The sequence below is a fragment of the Dokdonia sp. Hel_I_63 genome, from assembly GCF_007827285.1.
Taxonomy (GTDB): Bacteria; Bacteroidota; Bacteroidia; order Flavobacteriales; family Flavobacteriaceae; genus Dokdonia.
The window spans coordinates 1,255,590-1,280,330 of the sequence record NZ_VISD01000001.1; the positions used below are offsets into that span (position 1 = coordinate 1,255,590).

Consider the following 24,741-nt stretch of genomic DNA (forward strand, 5'->3'; position numbering starts at 1 on the left):
AATATTTAGCGATTTATGTAAAATGCTCCTGCTAGATCTTTCTGATCTTTAAGTTTGAGCACATAGTAGTAAGTGCCTACTGGCAGTTTATCGTCCTGAGATACAGTCACCCTCCCTTGTGACGTTCCATCAAAAGAGTTGTCGTAGTTTTTCATTGAGAAAACTTCTACACCCCATCTGTTAAAAATGAACAGCTCATTGTCTGGACTAGTAGCTAATCCTTCAATAACAAAAGTTTCATTAATGCCATCACCATTTGGGGAGAAGAAGGTATAAACATTTATAGAGCTTCCCCCTCTTAAGACAGAACCAAGTGTAAGCGCAGCAAAACCATCTGGCTCAAAGATGTCAGACGTTATCTGTCCATTAATTTCATTTCCTGTAATCTGTGTATTTCCTAAGTCTACCCATCTATTTAGAACTTCAGAGTAACCCACAACTCTCAGAGACTCTATGCCATCTGCAAGTACCGGTACCTGTGTGTCCTCATCCCAGGTGAGTCTTGCTTGTACAGGTAGTGTTCCATTTAAATCCCAATATTCATTGGAATCAATAATAGATAATGTATTTTGGAAAGAATCTCTATCAAAAGATCCAGAAAGCGTACTTGGAGTATTAGGATCTTCAAAAAAATATGCTGCTTGATACACATCACCAGCAGGGTCTAGAGGGACTACTGTAAGTTGGCGTATTTTAAAATCATCACCTATAGGGAAGTCAAATTCTAGATTTCCTTGATTTGTGACATAACCGTCCACATGATTATCATCACTTTCTCCTAAGTAAATTGCATCATCAGTAAAATCAAGATTAATTCCTAAGTCTTCTCTTGGGGTTGTGATTCTCCCGTTTATAAAATCTAAAAAATTAGTAACGCCTACAGATACTTCAAAGTTTAGGTCTTCTGGAACATCGACTTCCATATTAAAGAAGACGGGTTTGTTGTTTCCTATAATAAATAGTTCTTCTTCTTGATTGTAAAAACCCGCTAGACCTAAATTATTATCAAAATCTCCGTCATTCACAAGATCACCATGAAAGCCTATAGCCCCATTGTGATGAATTTGAATATTACCAAAATTATGTGCGGTCTCTTGCGCTTTCGCGAAAGCGTATCCACAGCATATCAAGACAATAATTAATATATTTTTCATGGTATTATAATTTTGTTATAGACGCATTGCTAAATACTGCGTTGAGGTTTGATCCTCCGGCATTAATCACATATTGAAAATTGATAACATCACCAGCGTTAAGTGTGTATGATAGAGTTCCAGAAGTCCCCCAATAATCTCGGTTAGGTAATGATACAGAACCACGTGATAAATATCCAATAAGTGACCCATTACGTCTTGCTGCCAAAATATACTTTGTGTTTCCTGCGGGCATATTACTCGTAGATAAAGAGGCAGATATTGCGTAAAGACCATCTTGAGCAACTTCAATCTCTCCAGTACCTATTACAGTAAATAAACCTCCTTCGTTTGCTTGTATGTGAGATGCATTAATAGGCATGTCAAAATAAGTGTTATTAGCAGTGGTAAGTATTCCAGATCCTCCATTCCTATTGAGTATAATACTTCCCCTAGATGGTGTACTCATTGCTTGCCATGTAGTGCCATCATAAATTTTTGCAACTTTTTGTTCATAGTCATAGGCCATAACACCGGCTTCAGCGCCAGTCGTATTATTTATTTCTGCTGTCGTGCCATTATTCAATTTTAATAGCAATTGGGGATTTAACGTTTGCGCTTTCGCGAAAGCGACAGCTAAAAGAAAACAAGCGGTAATATATAGGGATGTTTGTTTCATACTTTATTTATAGGCCGTAAAAATCACTAGAAGTGCTTCATTATTAACATCATCAGGTTGAATATCAACTAGCGCATTAGTACTATTTACTGTAATTACACCGTCTGTATAATTTACATTTACAGTAAATCCATCAGTTGTAAACGCTCCAAATGCTGCTTCTATTTTACCTAGACTGCTTCCATTTTGATCTCCATAGCGTACACCAATGCAATTACTGCTACTCGCATAACGCGAAATATCGTTTATTGAGTTACCATGTCCCCCTGAATACATTACCTGCTGTACTAAAGAGCCATTTATATTGCGTGCAAAACCATTCATTGTCCCATATGAATTGTCAATACCTCTGTCATTATTACCTACGCCATTATCTGAATCAATATCCCGACTCTCCACATTTGCTGCTGCCGAGAAGGTTACCTGTGATGGTGTAAATGGAATGTCGTTTACTGTTACCACTCCTTCGCCAGAGATGATAAACCATCCAGTGTATATATTCTTCTCTGTAAGAAGTTCTAAAAACCCATTATTTGTATATTCAAAAATCCTATTTTCATCTGTATTATAGACTAGCATACCAATCTCTAAATCTGCCGGATCATATGCGTCAATTTCTAACTGTGATGCCTTCTGTACATTAACTAAATATGAAGGGTCTGTGGTTTGCGCTTTCGCGAAAGCGTAAACAAAAAGTATAGTTATATATAAGGTGTTACGTTTCATAGTAATTTTACTCGTATGCTGTAAATAGAACAATTACAGACTCATCTAGTATGTCATTTTGTACTGCTGCCGAACCTGTCGTACCTAGTGTGTATGTTACATTAAGATTAAAACCTGTAGCAGTAAAGCTTGCCAGAGATGCAGAGATAACACCTAGATTACTTCCGTTATTGTTAGTATATCTTAAGCCTATGCATTGCGTGTTATTTGCATATCTAGATATGTTATTAATAGAGCTACCACTTCCGCCAGAAAATATAACCGCCTGTGCAATAGGACTGCCTGCTCGAGCAAACCCATTCATTGCGCCAAAGGTGTTTTCAAGCAATCCAGTATTATTTGCTCCTAGCGCATTATCATCATTAATGTTAAACGATCCTATATTAGGATGCGCCTTAAAAGTAACTTGTGATGGCTCAAAAGGGATACCTGATATACTCTGGCTATATGTTCCAGTGGTGGTTAATGTGCTGTTGTCTATAATAAAAAATCCGTTGTATGTTCCTGATGGTCCTACGGGTCCCTGTGGTCCTTCTACTCCTTGAGCGCCTGTGGGTCCAGCTGGTCCAGTTGCGCCATCTGCACCGGTTGCACCAGTAGGTCCCTGCGGTCCAGCATCTCCTTGTGGGCCAGTGGCACCTGTCGCTCCGTCTGCACCAGCCGGTCCTTGCGGTCCTGTAGCGCCAGTCGCACCGTCAGTTCCTTTTGGACCTATTGGTCCCTGTGGCCCAGTTGCGCCTGTTGCTCCGTCTGCGCCTGCTGGTCCTTGCGGTCCAATCGCTCCAGTTGCTCCAGTTGCTCCGTCTGCACCTGCTGGTCCTTGTGGTCCTTGTGGTCCTTGTGGTCCCTGCGGTCCAATTGCACCTGTTGCTCCATCTGCACCTACCGGTCCTTGCGGTCCAGTTGCGCCTGTTGCTCCATCTGCCCCTGCTGGTCCTTGTGGTCCAGTTGCGCCTGTTGCGCCTGTTGCTCCGTCTGCACCTGCTGGTCCTTGCGGTCCAGTTGCACCTGTTGCTCCGTCTGCCCCTGCTGGTCCTTGTGGACCTACAATGCCTATGGTGACAGCAGTGTTGTTTTCGTTTGTATACGTAGCCGTACCATTTCCATTATCTACAAAAGTGGTTACTGTTTCTGATACATCGGCATCTGTTAGTATTACTAAAAATCCTGATGTTGTATATTCAAATATTCTATTTACATCTGTATTGTATACTAGCATACCTATTTCGAGATCTGCTGGATTATAGGCGTCTATTTCTGATTGTGACGCTTTTTGCACATTTATTAAATATGCAGGATCTGTGGTTTGCGCTTTCGCGAAAGCGTAGCTACATAATAGAATAATAAATAAAAACTTTTTCATTGTGTTGTTTTAAAATCCAGGGATGGTAATTACAGTAAACATAAATTCTGAGTCAAAATCTGCTCTATCAGTTCCGCCATTATCATTGTCTCCAATGTTAACAGTAAATCCATCAGCTGTTTGATTGTAATAGCTTGAATCAGGATCGTCATTACCAGCACCGTTGCGATCTAGGACCGTAAGTTGAATCACATAATTAGCACTTGGTAGTGGTGTTGTGAATGTTATTCTATAATCTCCATTTGTATTTCCTCCACTAGTGTTGTTTGTAGTAACCTTTACTGCTGTAGCGTTAAAGATTGCGCCTCCACCAGCTGGGGCAACTTTACCAGTAGCGTATATAGTTGGCGCAACAGCTAAATATGCACCGCCGTCTGTTCCTACTGAAAGAGCATTATTTGCATCTGCACTTACAATCTGAGCGGTAAAAGGATTACCGGCTTCATCAGTATAAGTAATTTCTCCAGTTGCAGTCGGGGCTGTTGCTGTAGGAGTATCATTTTGTGTAAATGTGGTTACTGATTCATTAATGTTTACAGCGTCTCCATTTTCGTTGTTGTAGACAGCGATAGCATTTCCATCCGCATCTAATACATTCTGTGTAGCAGTAGTAATGGTCTCGTTGATATTTACTGCATCTCCATTTTCATTGTTGTAAACAGCAATTGCATTACCATCAGCATCTAATATATTTTGAGTAGCTGTAGTGATAGTTTCATTAATGTTTACTGCATCTCCATTTTCGTTGTTGTAGACAGCGATTGCATTACCATCCGCATCTAATACATTTTGAGTAGCGGTTGTAATGGTTTCATTGATGTTTACTGCATCTCCATTTTCGTTGTTGTATACTGCGATTGCATTACCATCAGCATCTACTACGTTTTGCGTAGCTGTAGTGATGGTTTCATTAATATTTACTGCATCTCCGTTTTCATTGTTGTAGACAGCGATTGCATTACCATCAGCATCTACTACGTTTTGCGTAGCTGTAGTGATGGTTTCATTAATGTTTACAGCGTCTCCATTTTCGTTGTTGTAGACAGCGATTGCATTACCATCCGCATCTACTACATTTTGAGTAGCAGTTGTAATTGTTTCATTAATGTTTACTGCATCTCCGTTTTCGTTGTTGTAGACAGCGATTGCATTACCATCCGCATCTAATACATTTTGCGTAGCGGTTGTAATGGTCTCATTAATGTTTACTGCATCTCCGTTTTCATTGTTGTAGACAGCGATTGCATTACCATCCGCATCTAATACATTTTGAGTAGCTGTAGTGATGGTTTCATTAATGTTTACTGCATCTCCGTTTTCGTTGTTGTAGACAGCGATTGCATTACCATCCGCATCTAATACATTTTGCGTAGCGGTTGTAATGGTCTCATTAATGTTTACTGCATCTCCGTTTTCATTGTTGTAGACAGCGATTGCATTACCATCCGCATCTAATACATTTTGAGTAGCTGTAGTGATGGTTTCATTAATGTTTACTGCATCTCCATTTTCGTTGTTGTATACTGCGATTGCATTACCATCCGCATCTACTACATTTTGCGTAGCTGTAGTGATTGTCTCATTAATGTTTACTGCATCTCCATTTTCGTTGTTGTATACTGCGATTACATTCCCATCAGCATCTAATACATTTTGAGTAGCGGTAGTGATGGTTTCATTGATGTTTACTGCATCTCCGTTTTCATTATTGTATACTGCGATTGCATTACCATCTGCATCTGATACATTTTGAGTAGCGGTTGTAATGGTTTCATTAATGTTTACTGCATCTCCGTTTTCATTGTTGTAAACAGCAATTGCATTACCATCAGCATCTACTACGTTTTGAGTAGCGGTTGTAATGGTTTCATTAATGTTTACTGCATCTCCGTTTTCATTGTTGTAGACAGCGATTGCATTACCATCTGCATCTAATACATTTTGAGTAGCGGTTGTAATGGTTTCATTAATGTTTACAGCATCTCCATTTTCGTTGTTGTAGACAGCGATTGCATTACCATCAGCATCTACTACGTTTTGAGTAGCTGTAGTGATGGTTTCATTAATATTTACTGCATCTCCGTTTTCATTGTTGTAGACAGCGATTGCATTACCATCTGCATCTAATACATTTTGAGTAGCGGTTGTAATGGTTTCATTGATGTTTACTGCATCTCCATTTTCGTTGTTGTATACTGCGATTGCATTACCATCTGCATCTGATACATTTTGAGTAGCGGTTGTAATGGTTTCATTAATGTTTACTGCATCTCCGTTTTCATTATTGTATACTGCGATTGCATTCCCATCAGCATCTAATACATTTTGCGTAGCGGTAGTGATAGTTTCATTAATGTTTACTGCATCTCCATTTTCGTTGTTGTAGACAGCGATTGCATTACCATCAGCATCTACTACGTTTTGAGTAGCTGTAGTGATGGTTTCATTAATATTTACTGCATCTCCGTTTTCATTGTTGTAGACAGCGATTGCATTTCCATCCGCATCTAATACATTTTGCGTAGCTGTAGTGATGGTTTCATTAATATTTACTGCATCTCCATTTTCGTTGTTGTATACTGCGATTGCATTTCCATCAGCATCTAATACATTTTGCGTAGCTGTAGTGATGGTTTCATTAATGTTTACTGCATCTCCATTTTCGTTGTTGTATACTGCGATTGCATTCCCATCAGCATCTACTACATTTTGAGTAGCTGTAGTGATGGTTTCATTAATGTTTACAGCGTCTCCATTTTCGTTGTTGTAGACAGCGATTGCATTACCATCCGCATCTACTACATTTTGCGTAGCTGTTGTGATTGTCTCATTAATGTTTACTGCATCTCCGTTTTCGTTGTTGTAGACAGCGATTGCATTTCCATCAGCATCTACTACGTTTTGCGTAGCGGTTGTGATGGTTTCATTAATGTTTACAGCGTCTCCATTTTCGTTGTTGTAGACAGCGATTGCATTCCCATCCGCATCTAATACATTTTGCGTAGCGGTTGTGATTGTCTCATTAATGTTTACTGCATCTCCATTTTCGTTGTTGTATACAGCGATTGCATTCCCATCAGCATCTAATACATTTTGAGTAGCGGTAGTGATGGTTTCATTGATGTTTACTGCATCTCCATTTTCGTTGTTGTAGACAGCGATTGCATTACCATCAGCATCTACTACGTTTTGCGTAGCTGTAGTGATGGTTTCATTAATGTTTACTGCATCTCCATTTTCGTTGTTGTAGACTGCGATTGCATTTCCATCAGCATCTACTACATTTTGCGTAGCGGTTGTAATGGTTTCATTGATGTTTACTGCATCTCCATTTTCATTGTTGTAGACAGCGATTGCATTACCATCAGCATCTACTACGTTTTGAGTAGCGGTAGTGATGGTTTCATTAATGTTTACAGCGTCTCCATTTTCGTTGTTGTAGACAGCGATTGCATTACCATCCGCATCTACTACATTTTGAGTAGCAGTTGTAATTGTTTCATTAATGTTTACTGCATCTCCGTTTTCGTTGTTGTAGACAGCGATTGCATTACCATCCGCATCTAATACATTTTGCGTAGCGGTTGTAATGGTCTCATTAATGTTTACTGCATCTCCGTTTTCATTGTTGTAGACAGCGATTGCATTACCATCTGCATCTAATACATTTTGAGTAGCTGTAGTGATGGTTTCATTAATGTTTACAGCATCTCCATTTTCGTTGTTGTATACTGCGATTGCATTTCCATCCGCATCTACTACATTTTGCGTAGCTGTAGTGATTGTCTCATTAATGTTTACTGCATCTCCATTTTCGTTGTTGTAGACAGCGATTGCATTCCCATCCGCATCTACTACGTTTTGAGTAGCGGTAGTGATGGTTTCATTAATATTTACTGCATCTCCGTTTTCATTGTTGTATACTGCGATTGCATTACCATCTGCATCTAATACATTTTGAGTAGCGGTTGTAATGGTTTCATTAATGTTTACTGCATCTCCGTTTTCATTGTTGTAGACAGCGATTGCATTACCATCTGCATCTAATACATTTTGAGTAGCTGTAGTGATAGTTTCATTAATGTTTACTGCATCTCCATTTTCATTGTTGTAGACAGCGATTGCATTACCATCAGCATCTAATACATTTTGAGTAGCGGTTGTAATGGTTTCATTGATGTTTACTGCATCTCCATTTTCGTTGTTGTATACTGCGATTGCATTCCCATCTGCATCTACTACATTTTGAGTAGCGGTTGTAATGGTTTCATTAATGTTTACTGCATCTCCGTTTTCATTATTGTATACTGCGATTGCATTCCCATCAGCATCTAATACATTTTGCGTAGCGGTAGTGATAGTTTCATTAATGTTTACTGCATCTCCATTTTCGTTGTTGTAGACAGCGATTGCATTACCATCAGCATCTACTACGTTTTGAGTAGCTGTAGTGATGGTTTCATTAATGTTTACAGCGTCTCCATTTTCGTTGTTGTAGACAGCGATTGCATTTCCATCCGCATCTAATACATTTTGCGTAGCAGTTGTAATGGTTTCATTAATATTTACTGCATCTCCATTTTCGTTGTTGTATACTGCGATTGCATTTCCATCAGCATCTACTACATTTTGAGTAGCTGTAGTGATGGTTTCATTAATGTTTACTGCATCTCCATTTTCGTTGTTGTAGACAGCGATTGCATTACCATCAGCATCTACTACGTTTTGCGTAGCTGTAGTGATGGTTTCATTAATGTTTACAGCGTCTCCATTTTCGTTGTTGTAGACAGCGATTGCATTTCCATCCGCATCTAATACATTTTGCGTAGCAGTTGTAATGGTTTCATTAATATTTACTGCATCTCCATTTTCGTTGTTGTATACTGCGATTGCATTTCCATCAGCATCTAATACATTTTGAGTAGCTGTAGTGATGGTTTCATTAATGTTTACTGCATCTCCATTTTCGTTGTTGTATACTGCGATTGCATTCCCATCAGCATCTACTACATTTTGAGTAGCTGTAGTGATGGTTTCATTAATGTTTACTGCGTCTCCATTTTCGTTGTTGTAGACAGCGATTGCATTACCATCCGCATCTACTACATTTTGCGTAGCTGTAGTGATGGTTTCATTAATGTTTACAGCATCTCCATTTTCGTTGTTGTAGACAGCGATTGCATTTCCATCAGCATCTACTACGTTTTGCGTAGCGGTTGTGATGGTTTCATTAATGTTTACAGCGTCTCCATTTTCGTTGTTGTAGACAGCGATTGCATTTCCATCTGCATCTAATACATTTTGCGTAGCGGTTGTGATTGTCTCATTAATGTTTACTGCATCTCCATTTTCGTTGTTGTATACAGCGATTGCATTCCCATCAGCATCTAATACATTTTGAGTAGCGGTAGTGATGGTTTCATTGATGTTTACTGCATCTCCATTTTCGTTGTTGTAGACAGCGATTGCATTACCATCAGCATCTACTACGTTTTGCGTAGCTGTAGTGATGGTTTCATTAATGTTTACTGCATCTCCATTTTCGTTGTTGTAGACTGCGATTGCATTTCCATCAGCATCTACTACATTTTGCGTAGCGGTTGTAATGGTTTCATTGATGTTTACTGCATCTCCATTTTCGTTGTTGTATACTGCGATTGCATTACCATCAGCATCTACTACGTTTTGCGTAGCGGTTGTAATAGTTTCATCAATTTCAACTGCTGTTCCATCTGCGTTTGTTACTGTTGCGATCAGGTTACCTGCAATAACATCTGTAATAGCTACACCGTTAGTGTCAATAATTACATCAGACCCATCATTGTTTGTGAATGTGTATGTTCCGTCTGCGTTATCTGTGATGTCTGCTTTAGCTACGGTAATTGTTGCACCTGCTTCATTGGTAAAGGTTACATTTCCGTCAGTTTCATCTGAGATTGTTGTAACTGTTTCTGCAATTGTAAAAGCTGTAGCGTCTTCTGAGTTATAGGTAGCAATGGTGTTTGTAACTGCCGCTGCGTTTAAGTCTGTTACGTCTGTGATTGTTTCATCAATTTCAACTGCTGTTCCATCTGCATTTGTTACTGTTGCGATAAGGTTACCTGCAATAACATCTGTAATAGCTACACCGTTAGTGTCAATAATTACATCAGACCCATCATTGTTTGTGAATGTGTAGGTTCCGTCTGCGTTATCTGTGATGTCTGCTTTAGCTACTGTGATTGTTGCTCCAGCCTCGTTGGTGAAGGTTACGTTTCCGTCTGCTGCATCTGAGATAGTGGTAACCGTTTCTGCGATTGTAAATGCTGTAGCGTCTTCTGAATTATAGGTAGCAATGGTATTTGTAACTGCCGCTGCATTCAAGTCTGTAACATCTGTGATTGTTTCATCAATTTCAACTGCTGTTCCATCAGCGTTAGTTACTGTTGCGATAAGGTTACCTGCAATAACATCTGTGATAGCTACACCGTTAGTGTCAATAATTACATCAGACCCATCATTGTTTGTGAACGTATATGTTCCGTCTGCGTTATCTGTGATGTCTGCTTTAGCTACTGTGATTGTTGCTCCAGCCTCGTTGGTGAAGGTTACGTTACCGTCTGCTGCATCTGATATAGTAGTGACCGTTTCATTAATATCTGTTGCAGTGCCAGCAGCGTCTGTTACGGTTGCAATAGTATTACCTGCTACAGTATTTGTGATATTAAAGCCGTTGGTGTCAATTACTGTAGTTATTCCAGTTTCATCGGTATAACCATAGGTTCCATTACCATTATCAACAAGCGTTGATACAGAAGTATCTGCAATAGTCGTTGTTGTCCCGCTTGCGTCTGTGAAGTCGTATGTTCCATCGCCATTATCTACTAATGCTACTGTTCCTGCTGCTGCATTAATTTCATCAATTGCATCTTGCACGTTTGTAGCAACTAATCCTGAAGTTGCATTGTCATACGGATTTGCTGAAGCGTTAGTGTCCATTACTTGCGTTGCTCCCGTCTCATCTGTATACGTATATGTTCCATCTGTGTTGTCAACTAGTGTAGAGATAGAGGTATCTGCAATAGTAGTTGTTGTTCCGCTTGCATCTGTAAAGTCGTAGGTTCCATCACCGTTATCTACTAGTGCTACTGTTCCAGCTGCTGCGTTTATTTCGTCAATTGCATCTTGCACGTTTGTAGCAACTAATCCTGAAGTTGCATTGTCATATGGATTTGCTGAAGCGTTTGTGTCGATTACTTGTGTTGCTCCAGTTTCATCAGTATACGTATAAGTTCCGTCTGCGTTGTCAACTAGTGTAGAGATAGAGGTATCTGCAATGGTAGTCGTTGTTCCGCTTGCGTCTGTGAAGTCGTATGTTCCGTCACCGTTATCTACGAGCGCTACTGTTCCTGCTGCTGCGTTGATTTCGTCAATGGCGTCTTGAACGTTTGTTGCTGCTAGTCCTGACGTTGTATTGTCATATGGATTTGCAGAAGCATTTGTGTCAATTACTTGTGTAGCTCCCGTTTCATCTGTATAGGTGTATGTTCCGTCTGCGTTGTCTACGAGTGTTGAGATAGAAGTATCTGCGATGGTAGTTGTAGTTCCGCTTGCGTCAGTGAAGTCGTAAGTTCCGTCACCGTTATCTATGAGCGCTACTGTCCCTGCTGCTGAGTTGATTTCGTCGATTGCATCTTGCACATTTGTTGCTGCTAGTCCTGACGTTGTATTGTCATAAGGATTTGCAGAAGCGTTTGTGTCGATTACTTGCGTAGCTCCGGTTTCATCAGTGTAGGTGTATGTTCCGTCTGCGTTGTCTACGAGTGTTGAGATAGAAGTATCTGCGATGGTAGTTGTGGTTCCACTTGCGTCTGTGAAGTCGTATGTTCCGTCGCCATTATCTACAAGTGCTACTGTTCCTGCTGCTGCGTTGATTTCGTCGATTGCATCTTGCACATTTGTTGCTGCTAGTCCTGACGTTGTATTGTCATATGGATTTGCAGAAGCGTTTGTGTCAATTACTTGTGTAGCTCCCGTTTCATCTGTATAGGTGTATGTTCCGTCTGCGTTGTCAACTAGTGTTGAGATAGAAGTATCTGCGATGGTAGTTGTGGTTCCACTTGCGTCAGTGAAGTCGTAAGTTCCGTCACCGTTATCTATGAGCGCTACTGTCCCTGCTGCTGAGTTGATTTCGTCAATAGCGTCTTGAACGTTTGTTGCTGCTAGTCCTGACGTTGTATTGTCATATGGATTTGCAGAAGCATTTGTGTCGATTACTTGCGTTGCCCCAGTTTCATCTGTATACGTGTATGTTCCGTCTCCATTATCAACTAAAGTAGAAATTGAAGTATCTGCAATGGTAGTTGTAGTTCCGCTTGGGTCTGTAAAATTATAAGTTCCATCACCGTTGTCTACAATTGCAACATTACCTATTGCTGTATTAACTTCATCTATAGCATCTTGTACGTTTGTCCCTACAAGTCCTGAATTTGAGTTGTCATATGGGTTAGAAGAAGCTTGAGTATTGATAATTTGAGAGTTTCCATTGGCATCTGTATAAGTGTATGTACCATCGTTATTATCAACAATCATTGAAGCTATCTGGCATAAGCTCTGCCAGTTTGATCCTGTGTATTGGAAAAAGCAATTTTCATCAGTATTGAATACTAAACCTCCAGAAAGTGGTGTGATTGCATTCATTTGACTTGTGCTTACTCTAGTGGCAACTAAGACCTTGTTGGTGCTCTCAAGTTCTAGTAGAGAAGAGCCATTAATTGCATTTGGATTGTCACCTATCTTTACCTGACCAAAGGCAGATATCGATAATAATAAAAAGCACGAAAGGATTAGTAATTTTTTCATTTAAGATGTAATTAAATAGGGTAATTTTATTCTAAATCAGTTGTCTTTATAGATGTTTTTAGGTCAACATATTCATGTCAAGAGCATCGGACTACTTCTAAAATAAACTTTTTTTTTATGTTGAATAATTAGTGTTTACAAGCCCTGTTGGTAATCAGTTAGTTGTAGATTAAGTGTTGTTTAGTATCGACGAAAGGCACTTTTTTGAAAAATGTTAGATAGTAAATATTTTTTGTATTTTTCTTGCAAGTATCTAAAAAAAAACTATTTTTGCCACGCTTTAATATCAAACATGACTTGATGTTAATACCATTTGAAGTTAAACTTCAATAAATGCGGGAGTAGCTCAGTTGGTAGAGCGTCAGCCTTCCAAGCTGAATGTCGCCAGTTCGAACCTGGTCTCCCGCTCCAATAGTAAAGGCTCTACATTAATGTAGAGCCTTTTTTTTATGGATTTAAATCACTACACTATGTATATACGAGATTTAAACGTTTTAGGATCTGTGGGTTAAAAGAAGATGTTTTCGCGAAAGCGTAATTCTTAGAAAGTGAGAAGTGTATTTGTGTCTATCTCGTAGGGAGTTTTGTTTTGTTCAAATACTCTAGCCGAAAGAGTTCCTTCTAAAGTGATTTTTTTTCCTTCTACTCGAATCCAGCTTCCTTCTCTTATACCTATTACGGGTACCGTATTATAAGCGTGGTATTCCTTTATTCTAGTTTCTCTAGTCTCTCCCATGTGCGTAGAGTTTGTGTCTGGATCTAAATAATGCGGATTGATATTAAAAGGAACCATCCCTAGTGTCTTAAAGCTAGGTGGGTAACTTATAGGCATGTCATTTGTAGTTTGCATCGTAAGTCCACAAATATTACTCCCCGCACTAGTTCCTAAGTATGGAGTGCCATTAAGTAATACCTCTCTAAGTGGTTGCATGACCGCATTTTTATATAGCTGGTTTACTAAAACAAATGTATTCCCACCCCCAGTAAAAATTCCTTGGGCAACCTTTATAGCTTCTGCGGCGTCTTTATAAGTATGAATCCCTATTACCTTTTTATTGATTTTTGAGAATGCTTTCTGAGCAATGGCTGTATAATCGTCATGAGTTATGCCTCCTGGTCGTGCGTATGGGATAAATAATATCTCATCGACACCGGTATATAGTTTTTTAAGGGTAGGGAGTAAATATTCTAGATAAGCACTGCCATGAATAGTGGAGGTGCTTGCTATGATAAGGTTTTTAGACATTGTAAAGCTTTGGCTAAAAATACAAACTAGTGATCATGTGATTGCCAATTAACAAAATTTTAGAGCTGTATTGATTGTTTTTTGGGGTAGTTACAGTTTTCTTTGAAAAGACTAACTGATTGTAAATGAGATTCTTTTTGCTGTTAATGTTTATGTATGGCACCATTTTAAATGGTCAAGAATCTCGTGAAATTACGGGGAAGTTACTTAATATAAAGGATGATGTAGGGCAAGTGACAGTAGTTAATATCACAACAAAAAAAGGAACCATCACTAGTGCTAAGGGCACATTCAATATTGAGGTACGCAAAGGAGATACACTAATAATTAAAGCACTGCAGTTTAAAACAGAACAACTTACGGTTACTAATAAGGTATATGATAGTGGGTTTATTGAAGTGTTTATGACTCCTGATGTGAGCGAACTACAAACGGTTCAATTATCAAACAATGGGCTATCAGGTAATATTAAGAAAGATGCAAAGGAAGTAAAACTTGTAGTTAGACCTAAGGCGCTTGGTGTTATGAGAAAACCCATTGCCGTCGAATATCGCAGATTGCATACAGCAACATCGAGGCCATCAGATCAAGTAGGTAGGCAAAATCTTAGGTTAGATGTGTCATTAGATGGAATTCTCAATAAGCTTTCTGGAAAGACTAAACGTCTTAAAAGGGCGGTTGAGATTATGGAATATCAAAAAAGGGTTGATCAACTGAGAAACTATTATGCAGATGCTGTTTTTACTAGTTCGCTACAAATACCAGAAGAATACATTGATGATTTTACATTTTGGGTGCTTAAAGATGAGGAGCAGCTAACAGATGTTGATTTAGGGAATAAGCTCAGTACGCTTGAATATTTACTATCTAAGCAAAAAGAATATAAGAACCTACTGTTAACACAAGATACACAACTCAAAAGAAATTAATGAAAAGACTGTTGCTATATCTAGTGCTTGCTAGTACCTTTTCGGGATTAGGTCAAGAAGTAACAACCCTTACCGGTACCGTTCTTAACGATACGATAGGAGTAAGTCAACTCAATATTGTCAATCTTACGCTTAAAAGAGGTGCTACCACAAATGCAAATGGAGTTTTTGAAATTCCGGTAAGAGTTCATGACACGATTAATATTAGTGCTGTGCAATATGAGAGTAGACAGATTGTTGTGACTCCAGTAATATATGGTAGAGGCAAGATTTCCTTTTACTTAGAACCCAAGGTGAATGAACTTGACGAGGTTGTTTTAAGCAATATAACCTTAAGTGGTGACTTGTCTAAAGATTTAAATGCTGTTCCTTTGCAAGTTTTTATAGATCCTAGAGACTTAGGTATTCCAGCAAATGCTAGACCTACAATGACTGCCGAAGAACGTAGGTTTTATGGAGCAACAGGAGGTGCAGGCCCACTAGGGTCGCTTATAAATGCGATAACTGGTCGCACAAAAATGCTCAAAAAACAGCTCAAAATTTCAAAATTCAGAGCGTTGGTGGAGGGTAATAGAGATAACTTTAATGACAGTATGTACATCAAGTCACTCAATATTCCAGATGAGCTTATTTTAGATTTTGTTTATTATGTTTTTGAAGATGAGCGAGCAGAGGCAATAGCAAACGAAGGTAATACTTTGGGCTTGCTAGACTTTATGCTCACAAAATCTCCCGTATATTTGAAACTAAAAGCCGCCGAAAGCGTCTTACCTAAAAATGATGAGAACAATGAATAAATATCTACTACTAGCACTATTATTTATGAGTGCGCTTACCGCGGTGAGTCAGGATACGATTATGCTAGAAGGACAGGTTCTTAATGACACTATAGATAAGGCAAATCTAACCATTGTAAACCTCAACATGCGACGCGGTACTATTACCTCCAGTAATGGACAGTTTTCTATAGAAACTCGTCTTAATGATACTATTAATATAAGTGCTGTGCAATATGAGCCAAGACAATTTGTTGTAAATGAGACAATGTATAATCGAGGTAAGATTACCTTATATCTTATCCCAAAAATCACAGAGTTAGATCAGGTAAACATAAGCAATACAGACCTCACAGGAGATATTACTAAAGATATAGGGAGTACAACTTATGAGCGCACAATTACACCCACAGACCTAGGTATTCCAGAAAATACTGCACCACCTCGCACTGTTGAAGAACGTCGTTACCATACTGCGATCTCTAGTGGAGCAGGGATACCTCTAGATGGACTCATAAACTCCATTACCGGAAGGTTGAAAATGCTCAAAAAGCATATTGAAGTTTCTCGTTTTGAAAAGTTAGTTCAAGAAAGCAGGTACACATTTTCAGATAGTATATATATGAATGAGCTTAATATTGAGAAAGAATATATAGAGGACTTCGTGTATTACACTTTTGAAGATCCAAAAGCTAAGGAACTTGTAGACGCAAATAATGCATTAGGTTTACTCGATTTCATGATAAAAAAATCTGCTGCATATAAAGCCTTGATGAAAAAAGATTAAGCTGTGGCATATTTGTTGACAACGAATACGTACGCTTTCGCGAAAGCGTAGCACATCCATTAATTCCACTATGAAAAAAATCATCCTACTTCTAGTTGTTTCACCATTAATTATGGCAGCATCAATACATAAGTACTATCTAAGTGTTACAGACCTTAATTATAATGAGGAGGCACAATCCATACAGGTAATCACTCGATTGTTTTATGATGATCTAGAAGCGGTAATCCAAGAGCGTTATGATACTGATGTTGTTGTAGATGCGGCATCAGATCAAGAAGAGCTTGATAAGTATCTCGTAAAATATTTTCAAAAAAAAATGCTTATTACTGTAAATGGCGAGCAACGCGAGGTAAGTTTTGTAGGTAAAAAATATGAAGATGATTACGTGGTTTGCTATCTAGAAGTGCTCGATGTCACGTCAATAAATACATTTGAAATAGAAAGTACATTACTTATGGATGTATTTCCAGATCAGAAAAATATGGTTCATACTACCATAGCTGGAAAAAAGAAAAGCTTTCTACTTACTGCGGCAAATGCTAAAGGCTTGTTAAAATTTACCAAATAAAGCCTTAAGCCCTTTATTGTTTGGCTATTTTTAAGCGATAAAACAAATTCAACAAACTTATGATTCGTTACACGTATATGCTGCTCGCGGCATTTTTACTTCTAGGGACAAGCGCTTTTGCTCAAGAAGAACAAACACAAGAGCGTCCTATGGGACACGAAAACACAAACAGGTTTAGACAACTTTACAATGAGATGTCTACTCCTAATGAGTATAGAACTGCTTCTGGTGCACCTGGTCATGCGTACTACCAGAATACTGCAGACTATAAAATGTCTATCAACCTTAATGATGACACACAGATTATCCAAGGTTCTGAGACTATTACTTATACAAACAACTCACCAGACGATCTAGAGTACTTATGGGTACAGCTTGATCAGAACGTAAGAGAAAAAGACTCTCCAGCAAAGGAGAAAAACGGTGAAGGAGTAGGAGCTGTATCTCAGCCAGGTTCTTTTGTTGGTTCTTTTATGAAAAGTGAGCCTTTTGATGGAGGTTTTAAAATTCAAGAAGTAAAGGCAAATGGTCGTGACTTAAAGCACACTATTAACTGGACAATGATGCGTATCGATATGCCACAACCACTTAAGGCTGGAGATACTTACACATTTTCAATCAAATGGAATTACTTAGTTCCTGAGCACACAGTAGATCGTGCTCGATCTGGTTATGAAACTTATGCAGATGGTAACAAAGGTTACATTATCGCTCAGTTCTTTCCAAGAATGGCGGTTTATAATGATGTAGAAGGGTGGCAGAACTACCAGTTCTGGGGTAATGGAGAATTTGCATTACCTTTTGGTAATTATGAAGTAGATATTACAGTTCCTAAAGACCACTTACTTGACGGTACAGGTGAGATCACAAACTTAAAAGACGTTTACAGCAAAGAAGAAATGAAGCGCTGGGAGCAGGCAAAGAAGTCTTACGACAAGCCTGTAATTATCCGTACACAAGCAGAGGCAGAGAAGCTTGCTGCAGGAAATGTAAAAGCAACACAAACTTGGAAGCTTAAAGCAGAAAACGTACGTGATTTTGCATTTACATCATCTCGTCGTTATATTATGGATGCACAGGCAGTAAAATTTCCAGAGCGTGATGTGATGGCAATTTCTATCTACCCTCCAGAAGGAAACCCATTATGGGAAGAGTACTCTACTAAAGCGATTGTACAAACACTTGATACATACTCAAAATATACCTTTAACTACCCTTACCCTAAAGCGATCTCAGTACACGCAAAAGGACAAGGAATGGAGTACCCTATGATTTGCTGGAACTATGGACGTCCTAACGAGGATGGAACATATAGTGACAGAACAAAATTTGGGATGATTTCTGTAATCATACACGAGGTAGGTCACAACTACTTCCCTATGATTGTAAACAGTGATGAGCGCCAGTGGGGATGGATGGATGAAGGTCTTGATACCTTTATGCAATTTCTTACAGAGCAAGAATTTGGACAGAATTTCCCAGAAGCAATTAAAGGAAATGACGCATACCCATCTAGACGTGGAGCGCCATCTAAGATTGTAGGATACATGAAAGGAAATCAAGAATACATTGCACCTATCATGTCTAATCCAGAAAATGCGTTTAACCTTGGTGCAAATGCATATGGTAAGCCAGCAACAGCATTAAACATACTTCGTGAGACAGTAATGGGTCATGAGCTTTTTGATCATGCGTTTAAAACATATGCTCAGAGATGGATGTTTAAACACCCAAGCCCAGAAGATTTCTTCCGTACTATGGAAGATGCATCTGCAGTAGATCTTGATTGGTTCTGGAGAGGATGGTTTTATAGCACAGAAGCTGTAGATATAGGTCTTAAAGAAGTAAAGCAATATTTTATTACAGATAATGTAACTGCAGCTGGTAAAGAATTACTTGCTCGTTACGGTGTTACAGATCCTAGCGCTATTGACGCAATCTATGTAGTAGATGAGGATAGCCCAGAGTTTACAGAAGATATGAGAGGTAGAGATATCCTTGAATCTTCATCAACTCTTAAAGAGTATCTTATGGATAACTTTACTCCAGAAGAGCGTGCAAAAATCAATACACCTAAGTTCTTATACAAAGTTGTTTTTGAAAAGCCAGGAGGAATCCCAATGCCTATCATCGTAGAGTACGAGTATGCAGATGGAACTAAGAAAAAAGTGACTTATCCAGCGCAAGTATGGAGAAAGAATGATGCAGAAGTAAGTAAGGCAATCGCATCAGATAAGGAAATCGTAAAGATTACCGTAGATCCAGATCTTGAAACAGCAGATATTGATACTGACAACAATAGCTGGCCAAAAGCTGAAAAGCTAGGTGAGTTTGATAAGTTCAAAAATCAGAATAAAGGATAATACTAGTTTCGCTTTCGCGAAAAAGTGAAAAACTGCTTCTCTATCGAGAAGCAGTTTTTTTTTGCTTTTATTTTATTGATTGGAAATAATGAAACTTGAATTACTCAAAACCAAGCGTATCACTTGCCGAAATTAATTGCGCTAACGCATCAATTTTGTCTTGTATTTTTTTAAAGAATATATGCTGCTCTCGCTCTCCTGCAGTATTTAAAAATTTACTCTGTTGTAATTGCTCGGAAATGTAAGCATGCGCTTGATCACAAGTTTGAACGTCAGAAGTTTCAAAATAGCTCAAGAAAGTAAAGGGAACGTAAAAAGCCTTCTTGTGGGGAGTGTCTATTAATACTGTATTATTCATCAATAACAGTTCGTTGTGATAGATATTAAGGTCACCATTTTTGTCATTTACATCTGTAGCAATGTTTTGGAGTAAGTCAGATAGATGTTTACATAGTGAAGAGGCTGTTTCTGGTGTTAGCATGCCTGCTTGGTAATAGAATAATATCTGTTTAAGTGTGCTATTAAAAGTAGTTGTATCCCATATTTCTGTCTTGGGGATACCGGTATATAAATTCCCGAGTTTTTTTGCAGCTTCAATTACAGATAATGGAATTTTATAAGCCTCAAAGGAAATGCGTTTTTCTGAAGACGATAGCAAACGAAGCCAGACATATATTTTAAAACGCGTGAGTAAATTTCCCGCAAGGGTATGAAAAATAGGAATATCCTTCGCCGAATAATAGAGAGTAACATCCTTCAAGCTAGTTAAAGAAGCCACAGAAATGGAAGAAGTATTAAAATAGTCTTCTAAATCTGCCGGTGTTTTTATTTGTTGCGTTTTTCTCATAGCAACAATATTGTTAAGTCCATCCTCTTTAAGAACATCTAGCGAGCAGTTAAAGTAAGAAGCAAGTTGTACACTCTCCTCTAGAGAGAGCTTGCTTTTACCACTGGTTCTTCTATGTGCAGCGTCATAACTTATATCGAGCGCAGTTGCAATTGCATCATTTATAGAACTCCCAGTAGGAAGTGACGAAGTTATAAGATGAATGAGTCTAGCCTGCATATTTTGTGATTTTCACAAAAATATAATGAATATTATGTAATAGCCACCATTAATGATGTGAAAAGTACAATAATTTTACAGTAGTAATCAAAACATACTACTATGAAAATATTTGTAAAGGGAAGCAATATTGTTTTATTATCCATGATGATAAGTTGTGCATCATACACTCCAAGAATGATTAATAAGGCAAGGCATAAGATAGATGCAGCATCTATTTCTTCATTAAATGGCACTTATGATATGGACATCTTACAGCGATATAATCGTAAGGGTTACGCTCAAGAACCTTATGAAAGCGGCTATTATAAAGCTTTTAGACAGCTGGATGTAGATGATAAAGAATATGACAGTTTATCTAATTATGCGATTACCTTAAAACTAGTAAATAATAAGACCTTAAAGGCAATTCTTTTAAAAGAAGGCAATCCAGTGGACACCACAGAAATCGTGGGTAGATTAAAAGGAAATGGCTTATTTCACTTTAAAGGGGAAAACCTAGAGTGCACTGGAATTCCATATATATTGGGTGGATGTACGGCTAGTAAAACACGAATAGGACTGACTAAAGACGGTCATCTTCTTGTGAATTATGCGTATTCTTCAGAAGGTGCATTGTTGTTGATTTTTGGGGCAGGCATGACATATAACACGGTACATAGCTTTTCTAGAATCAAATAATATATAGGTATGAGTAATATCAAGATTATATATACAATATTGGTAGTTTTTTTCTTTGTCATGGGTAAAAGTATTGCGCAAGCTTCTTTACCAGAAGCGGGAAGTTTAGGTGCTCACATAAGCCTCTCGGTAGGTAAATATGTTCCTTTATCAAATCTTAAGAGAGCATTTAATACAAGTCCTTATTTAGGTATTATAGGAGGGATAAAGCTTGATGATAAGTGGCGTTTAGACCCATCACTCACTTTGTTTTTTCCTCAATCTAATGAACGTGTTTTTATTATTGCGAGTGATAGTCTCGTGTTGGGGCGAGTAAATACTTTAAGTGGTCATCTAGGAGGCTCCATAAACCGCGTGGAAAAAGTAGGTAGACGTACATTTATAGAAGCACGAGTAGGAGCTGGTTTTAGTTTTTTGCAAACGGATACTAAGAAACAAGATGTGTCAGAAGATAGTAACGATAACTATTATGGAAGTGAGACAGTATTTTTAAATGCAGGATTGGGAGTTACAGTTTTTGCCTTTGAGCAAAGCTATGTGGGCCTATCGATGAATTATTACTTTACACCTTATAATTTATTTTCTCAAAACTTCAACAGTTCTATTGGTAACCAAGCTATAAGTATTGGGATTACATATGGATTATAAGTTTTATGAGAACTTTTTTGATGTCGTAAATAGATACTAGAGTTGGAATTTAATGTTCCCGATTTACTAAGCCTTATCATTTCTGATTTTGCTACTTGAAATCACGCTTTCGCGAAAGCGTAACCATAAAAAGCACAAGTAGTCATAATACATATGTGGTTATTATAGTTAATTAAAAATGGCTGGTATTAAAAAGATATTAGGCATCCATTCCTTCAATCTTTTCTACAGTTTCTCTAAAGAGACCTAGAAGAAATTTCAATTTTCCAGCATCTCCTGAAGCACTGAATCTTTGGTTTTCAATTTTCACACCGTACCAATCATCTTTACTATTTTCATTAAGAATCCACGGAATGGTAATCATGGCTAGTGAAGTATTTGATACATCTATCTCTAGCTCCCATCCAGGATTATCTGATGTTGTGATCTGGATAGCCTCTCTTTGTTCCCATTCACCATCGCAATTTCCTTTAAACCAATCTTGTATCCAATCTATTATTTCCATGTTGTCTTTTGTAAGTAGTTATTGTTGTTAAGTTGTGCAGCGATAAGAGTGAGTAAATAAGTTTCTCTTACGATAGACATGCCTTGTTTGTCGCTAGTAGCTATAGTATGTTTGTTAAAAGCAATCGCTTCTTTTATGTCTATCCATACTGCTATCATGCCATTCCGTTTCTCGTAGTCTTCAAGGCTGGAATCTCCAAATACCCCATTAACGTCGCAGGTGTAACAATAAGAGATCATGTGCTGCACATCATAATCGGGCTTATACCAAGGTCTATATTCTTCATAAATCCCAAAAGGTTTTATGTTTTGTATTCCTGTTGCTCCAGTCTCTTCGTTGAGTTCTCTCATCATCCCAACAATCATATCTTCTCCTTCATCAAGACCACCTCCTGGAAGGCTGTAGTCTTCATATCGCTCTGTATACATGAGCAAGATGCGGTTACCTTGTGTTGTAATACTTCTAGTGCTCAATCGCTGTATAATCGTTTTATTATCTAGCGTGGTGATATCAGGATGAAAATGGGTTTTTAAGTGTCGCACAAAAGGGATCTCAATGGACTTGCAAAAATAAGAACTGAATCCGATGCAATGGAGCTTTTAAGAAGTAAAATAACTTAACGCTAGAGAGTTTGTGAAGTACAAGATTGCAGCCGCTATTATTAACTTCAAATAAAAAGAGAGGCTTACTTAATGATAAGTAAACCTCTCCTTCTAAAAATTAATACGTTTGCACTACATCGCCGCTTTCTTATAGTACTTTTTACGTAACCAGAAGGAAACGCGTACCAGCAATATCAATGCTGGCACCTCGACAAGAGGTCCTATCACACCGGTAAATGCCTGTCCAGAATTAAGCCCAAATACGGCAATGGCGACTGCAATAGCCAGCTCAAAGTTGTTTCCTGCTGCTGTAAAAGCAACGGCTGTTGTTTTGTCATAATCTGCTCCAGTTGCTTTGGTCACAAAGAATCCTATAATAAACATCAATGTGAAGTATATGAGCATTGGAATAGCGATAATAACAACATCCATCGGTATTTGAACAATGAGTTCGCCTTTAAGTGAGAACATCACAATGATGGTAAAAAGCAATGCAATTAAGGTCAATGGTGATATGGTAGGAATAAAGGTATTTGTGTACCAATGTTCTCCTTTTAGTTTAACTAAGATAAGTCGGCTTGCGATACCTAATAAAAAGGGTAGCCCTAAATAAATGGCTACACTCTCTGCTATGGTTGCAATAGAGATATCTATGATTGCACCTTCAAAACCAAAATAGGGTGGAAGCACCGTTATAAAAAGCCAAGCATAAAAACTATATGCAAATACTTGGAACACGCTGTTAAGAGCGACAAGTCCCGCACCATACTCGCTACTTCCTTCGGCGAGGTCATTCCATACTAATACCATCGCGATGCATCTTGCAAGACCTATTAAAATAAGCCCTACCATATATTCAGGATAGTCTCTCAGGAATGTAATCGCTAGCACAAACATCAATATTGGACCTACAATCCAGTTAAGTAATAGCGAAATAGACAATATCTTAGTGTTTTTAAACACCTTAGGTAATAAGGCATAATTCACTTTGGCAAGCGGCGGATACATCATTAATATTAATCCTATCGCAATGGGGATATTTGTAGTCCCGCTATTAAATGAGTTAATGACATCTGGAAAAGATGGAATAAAATACCCCAACCCAACGCCAATAGCCATTGCTACAAAAATCCATAACGTAAGATTTCTGTCTAAAAAATTTAATCTCTTTGGTGCCATGTTATGCTTTTATTTGAGCGAATACAAATAGTAATTCGGTTGCGATTTGTAGACTTCGTTCTTGATATTTTTGTGCTTGTTGCGGAGTGCTATCAAATGCTTTTGGGTCATCATAAGTAATAGGAAAACGTTTTTCTGCACCAGGTACAAAAGGACAACCTTCATCTGCTTGAGAGCAGGTCATGATTGCTCCAAACATACTACTAGGGTTAAAAGCATGATCCATTGTTTTTGAAAATCCGATCACTGGCTGCTCATTGCTTCCATATTTGATGCTGTACACTGGGTTTTCAGATGGTGATATAACCGCTATTTGAAAACCAGCGTTTTCAAGTGTTTGTGCTGCCATAGGGAAAAGTGCTGTGGCTTCTGTGCCTCCAGAATAGCAGGAAACATTTGTTATATTAAAGTAGCCTGCCATTGCCTGCGCCCATACTTGCGACAGGTGACTCCTACGTGAGTTGTGAGTACAAATAAAATTAAGTCTAATGGCTTCTTTGTTGGAAGCCTTAGACTGTATATAATCTGCTAGTGGTTGCAAGACTGCTTTACGCTCCTCAGATATCGAAGCAGTTGATAATCTTTCTATTGTTGTTACTATTTCTGGAAATAGTGCCGTTCTATTTATAGCCATGATGACAATGTT

General features: G+C 38.3%; 18 protein-coding genes and 1 tRNA gene. 8 read left to right on the forward strand and 11 right to left on the reverse strand.

The window, feature by feature from the left end:
• Positions 1 to 5: 5 nt before the first annotated feature.
• Genes JM84_RS05565 through JM84_RS05585 form a run of 5 tightly spaced genes read right to left on the reverse strand, consistent with a single transcriptional unit; the run spans position 6 to position 12,742 of the window.
• A complete protein-coding gene (locus JM84_RS05565; protein WP_013750036.1) occupies positions 6 to 1,154 on the reverse strand; it encodes a gliding motility-associated C-terminal domain-containing protein in 1,149 nt (382 codons plus the stop codon).
• A 4-nt stretch (positions 1,155 to 1,158) separates the two neighbouring features.
• Entirely contained in the window at positions 1,159 to 1,812 is a 654-nt protein-coding gene (locus tag JM84_RS05570) for a hypothetical protein (protein ID WP_144783133.1), read from the reverse strand.
• 3 nt (positions 1,813 to 1,815) lie between these two features.
• Positions 1,816 to 2,538, reverse strand: coding sequence for a hypothetical protein (locus JM84_RS05575; RefSeq protein WP_144783135.1), 723 nt, complete (start codon positions 2,536 to 2,538; stop codon positions 1,816 to 1,818).
• 7 nt (positions 2,539 to 2,545) lie between these two features.
• Positions 2,546 to 3,901, reverse strand: a complete 1,356-nt coding sequence (locus tag JM84_RS15510) for a collagen-like protein (RefSeq protein ID WP_144783137.1) — start codon at positions 3,899 to 3,901, stop codon at positions 2,546 to 2,548.
• Positions 3,902 to 3,910: 9 nt separating this feature from the next.
• Positions 3,911 to 12,742 carry a beta strand repeat-containing protein gene (locus tag JM84_RS05585; protein ID WP_144783139.1) on the reverse strand — a complete coding sequence of 2,944 codons (8,832 nt, stop codon included), beginning with the start codon at positions 12,740 to 12,742 and terminating at the stop codon, positions 3,911 to 3,913.
• 335 nt (positions 12,743 to 13,077) lie between these two features.
• On the opposite strand from JM84_RS05585, the gene JM84_RS05590 reads away from it, so the two are divergent.
• A tRNA-Gly gene (locus JM84_RS05590) sits at positions 13,078 to 13,153 on the forward strand.
• Positions 13,154 to 13,283: 130 nt separating this feature from the next.
• On the opposite strand, the gene pepE is transcribed toward JM84_RS05590, so the two are convergent.
• The gene (pepE, locus tag JM84_RS05595) at positions 13,284 to 13,988 is read right to left on the reverse strand and encodes a dipeptidase PepE (RefSeq protein ID WP_144783142.1); all 705 of its coding nucleotides are present in this window, start codon (positions 13,986 to 13,988) and stop codon (positions 13,284 to 13,286) included.
• Between the two features lie 125 nt (positions 13,989 to 14,113).
• Between pepE and JM84_RS05600 the strand changes: the two genes are divergently transcribed.
• The 5 genes from JM84_RS05600 to JM84_RS05620 all read left to right on the forward strand — a co-directional run bounded on the left by JM84_RS05600 (position 14,114) and on the right by JM84_RS05620 (position 19,414).
• Complete coding sequence (locus JM84_RS05600) at positions 14,114 to 14,917, forward strand: hypothetical protein (protein WP_144783144.1); 804 nt, start codon at positions 14,114 to 14,116, stop codon at positions 14,915 to 14,917.
• Entirely contained in the window at positions 14,917 to 15,714 is a 798-nt protein-coding gene (locus JM84_RS05605; RefSeq protein ID WP_144783146.1) for a carboxypeptidase-like regulatory domain-containing protein, read from the forward strand. The genes JM84_RS05600 and JM84_RS05605 overlap by 1 nt, the downstream gene beginning before the upstream one ends.
• On the forward strand, positions 15,707 to 16,480 hold the full coding sequence (locus tag JM84_RS05610) for a carboxypeptidase-like regulatory domain-containing protein (RefSeq protein ID WP_144783147.1): 774 nt from the start codon (positions 15,707 to 15,709) through the stop codon (positions 16,478 to 16,480). The genes JM84_RS05605 and JM84_RS05610 overlap by 8 nt, the downstream gene beginning before the upstream one ends.
• A 70-nt stretch (positions 16,481 to 16,550) precedes the next feature.
• Positions 16,551 to 17,051 carry a DUF6702 family protein gene (locus JM84_RS05615; RefSeq protein WP_144783149.1) on the forward strand — a complete coding sequence of 167 codons (501 nt, stop codon included), beginning with the start codon at positions 16,551 to 16,553 and terminating at the stop codon, positions 17,049 to 17,051.
• 59 nt (positions 17,052 to 17,110) lie between these two features.
• Complete coding sequence (locus JM84_RS05620; RefSeq protein WP_144783151.1) at positions 17,111 to 19,414, forward strand: M1 family metallopeptidase; 2,304 nt, start codon at positions 17,111 to 17,113, stop codon at positions 19,412 to 19,414.
• Positions 19,415 to 19,514: 100 nt separating this feature from the next.
• On the opposite strand, the gene JM84_RS05625 is transcribed toward JM84_RS05620, so the two are convergent.
• Entirely contained in the window at positions 19,515 to 20,480 is a 966-nt protein-coding gene (locus JM84_RS05625) for a hypothetical protein (protein WP_144783153.1), read from the reverse strand.
• Between the two features lie 102 nt (positions 20,481 to 20,582).
• Here JM84_RS05625 and JM84_RS05630 point away from each other — a divergent pair, with 102 nt between their 5' ends.
• A complete protein-coding gene (locus tag JM84_RS05630) occupies positions 20,583 to 21,161 on the forward strand; it encodes a hypothetical protein (protein ID WP_144783155.1) in 579 nt (192 codons plus the stop codon).
• Positions 21,162 to 21,170: 9 nt separating this feature from the next.
• Positions 21,171 to 21,809, forward strand: a complete 639-nt coding sequence (locus tag JM84_RS05635) for a hypothetical protein (protein ID WP_144783157.1) — start codon at positions 21,171 to 21,173, stop codon at positions 21,807 to 21,809.
• Positions 21,810 to 22,008: 199 nt separating this feature from the next.
• Here the strand turns inward: JM84_RS05635 and JM84_RS05640 are convergent, their stop codons facing one another.
• The 4 genes from JM84_RS05640 to JM84_RS05655 form a co-directional block, all read right to left on the reverse strand.
• Positions 22,009 to 22,314, reverse strand: coding sequence for an immunity 53 family protein (locus tag JM84_RS05640; protein WP_013750022.1), 306 nt, complete (start codon positions 22,312 to 22,314; stop codon positions 22,009 to 22,011).
• Complete coding sequence (locus JM84_RS05645) at positions 22,305 to 22,856, reverse strand: NUDIX hydrolase (RefSeq protein WP_144783159.1); 552 nt, start codon at positions 22,854 to 22,856, stop codon at positions 22,305 to 22,307. Before JM84_RS05645 ends, JM84_RS05640 begins: the two co-directional genes overlap by 10 nt.
• Before the next feature lie 192 nt (positions 22,857 to 23,048).
• A complete protein-coding gene (gene arsB, locus JM84_RS05650) occupies positions 23,049 to 24,095 on the reverse strand; it encodes an ACR3 family arsenite efflux transporter (protein WP_144783161.1) in 1,047 nt (348 codons plus the stop codon).
• 1 nt (position 24,096) lies between these two features.
• A complete protein-coding gene (locus JM84_RS05655; RefSeq protein WP_144783163.1) occupies positions 24,097 to 24,729 on the reverse strand; it encodes a low molecular weight phosphatase family protein in 633 nt (210 codons plus the stop codon).
• Positions 24,730 to 24,741: the final 12 nt, after the last annotated feature.